We start from the raw sequence: 2,491 nt of genomic DNA, 5'->3' as shown, positions 1-2,491 counted from the left end.
CTGGGATAAACTGGTCGCGTCGGCGAAGTCTCTCTTCGCCGCTTGACGGGATTCTTGGAGCACTACCTATCTCAATTCGATGCTTTGGGAGGCGACCAACCGGGCGAGCGGCGCGGTGCCAGAACTAGAGACCTACCTGCATCGGCGGCCCATGACTGCGGGCCTAAAGATTGATGCGGTTTTTATCGAGGTCATGGACGGGGTGCAGCTTCCCTCTGCACTACGCGATCATCCTGCCGTACAGCGTCTGGCGGAACTGGCTGATCGAGCTGTGTGCTGGTCAAACGACGTTCTGTCGCTGGAAAAGGAGCTGCAAGAAGGTGATATGCACAACTTGGTTCAGGTGCTAATGCAGGCCCATGGACTGAGCGTTCAGGCAGCCCTCGATGAGGCTGCCCAGATGTACCACATGGAAATCGAGGAATTTTTGGAAGTTGAGCGGATGCTGCCCTCCTTCGGCGTCGAGGAAGATGGTCAGGTGCGGCAGTATGCCCAACTGCTCAAGTCCCGCATCGGGGGCATTCTCACCTGGTCGCGCCGATCTACGCGTTACCAGGTTGCTGAACTGACCAAATAACTTGAATACCTCTGAACCGTTTTTTCCATCCTGATGCTGTGACGTGGCGTGCAAGTGAGAAAGATCATCGTCTGACTGCCCTGTTCTGCCACGACGAATAGAGTAGTTCTACCCGGATAAATCCTTTCTTTTTTCTCTTGTCCAAGACCATTTAGGGGAGAGAGGCTGTGGGGGCGTCTCTGTGGGATACGGAAACGTGTGTCAGGCTGGGGTACACCCCAACCGGACGTCAGGCAGAGGGTGGAAAAGGCGTCAGAATAGGGTTGTTTTTGACATTGTCTGACAGTAGAGATCATCCGGAAATTACGCGAAGCAGGATGACAATGCAGGCCAGCAGAACCATCCCCGGGAAGTTCTGCGCTTTGACCTCGTCGCGAGTACGGACACGATGGAAGCCCTGGAGCCATGCGATCGTCCGCTCTACTTTCCAGCGCCGCTTATAGCGGCGCAGTGGTCTGTCATCCTGGGTTTTTCGCCGATTCCGTCGATTAGGCGCGATCATCGAAATTCCAAGTGCTGCCAGCTCGGCGTCCAATCCATCGCTGTCATACGCTTTATCTCCGATCAAGCGCTTCGGAAAATCCATCCCAAAGGAACCATCGAGGGTGTCGTGGACCAGCTTCACTTTGGCGGGACGGGCGCTGCAAGTATGCACCGCGAGTGGCACGCCATTCGCGTCCACCATGATCATGATGTTGGTGCCCTTCCCCTTCTTGGTGGGACCAACATCTGCGCCACCTTTTTGGCGGCACTGAACGTGCCGTCTACAAACGCTTCCCGGAGATCGAGGAGCTGTAGCTCCTCGATCATCTCGTACAGCGCGGCCAGGACGGCCGGAAACACGCCCTGTTCGTTCCACTCCTGAAAGCGGTCGTGACACGTGGTCTTAGAAGGGTACTCACCTTTGGGAAGAGCATCCCATTGTGCCCCGGTCCGCAAGACCCAGAGGATGCCGTCCAGAACCTCACGGTCAGGACGGCGAGGCCGTCCTCGTTTGGTCCGCTTGACGGGTCGAGGAAGAAGAGGTGCCAGGACGGCCCACTGATCGTCGTTCAGCCACATCACAGGAGTGGGCCGCCTTCTCGGGCGGCACACTATCATCGAATTTCCGGATGATCTCTAAAGCCCGTTTTGGAATTTCACGCCTCTCTGGGCGAGCAAATACCATGAGGAATGGCCTCTCAGACGTATGGTTCCGATCTCACCGACGACGAGTGGGGGTTGCTGAGCGAGGTGTGGCCCCCACGTTCAGGGCGAGGTGCACCACCCAAGTGGTCGACACGCGAGATCGTCAACGCTGTGTTGTACGTGCTGCGTGGCGGTATCGCCTGGAGAGCGCTGCCACACGAGTTCCCGCCGTGGGAGACTGTGTACTACCACTTCCGTCAACTCAGGCTGGCTGGGGTCTGGGAGCGGATCAACACGGCTTTGCGTCGGATCTATCGTGTGCGAATCGGGCGTTCGCCCGATCCGCACGCTGCGATCATTGACAGTCAGTCCGCAAAAACGACGGAGAGTGGCGGGCCACGCGGCTTCGACGGCAACAAAAAGGTCAATGGCCGCAAGCGGCACATCCTGGTCGACACCCTGGGCCTGTTGCTCAAAGTGGTCGTACACCCGGCGAACCTGCACGATCGGGTCGGTGGTCGCCTCTTGGTCCAAGCCGTCAAGGGGGAATTGCCCACCCTGGAGAAAATCTGGGCTGACCAGGGGTACGCGGGACAGTTCAAGCACTGGGCAAGTCAGGAACTCGACCTCGCATTCGAGGTGGTTTACCCGTGGTGGCGGCAGCTGAAACGGTACATGCCAGAGTGGTTGGAGGCCCAGGAGTTCGACGAGAAAGCGTTGGTAGTGCTCCAGAAATCCCGACAGAAAATGGCCCACCCGTTGAGAGGGTCGGGCACACTGGAGGGA

1 protein-coding gene and 2 pseudogenes are annotated in these 2,491 nt (G+C 57.9%); 2 read left to right on the top strand and 1 reads right to left on the bottom strand.

Annotation, left to right across the window (positions count from 1 at the left end; all coding sequences use genetic code 11):
• Positions 1-76: 76 nt before the first annotated feature.
• Positions 77-577: pseudogene (locus IEY31_RS18450) on the top strand (terpene synthase family protein); the annotation flags it as partial.
• Between the two features lie 292 nt (positions 578-869).
• On the opposite strand, the pseudogene IEY31_RS18445 reads toward IEY31_RS18450, so the two are convergent.
• Positions 870-1,639: pseudogene (locus tag IEY31_RS18445) on the bottom strand (IS5 family transposase).
• Positions 1,640-1,750: 111 nt separating this feature from the next.
• Here IEY31_RS18445 and IEY31_RS18440 point away from each other — a divergent pair.
• Positions 1,751-2,491, top strand: a 741-nt coding sequence (locus IEY31_RS18440; RefSeq protein ID WP_188974415.1) for an IS5 family transposase, incomplete at its 3' end; no start/stop codon positions are given.

It is taken from the genome of Deinococcus aerolatus (assembly GCF_014647055.1).
Taxonomy (GTDB): domain Bacteria; phylum Deinococcota; class Deinococci; order Deinococcales; family Deinococcaceae; genus Deinococcus; species Deinococcus aerolatus.
This window is presented reverse-complemented; position numbering and strand designations above follow the sequence as displayed.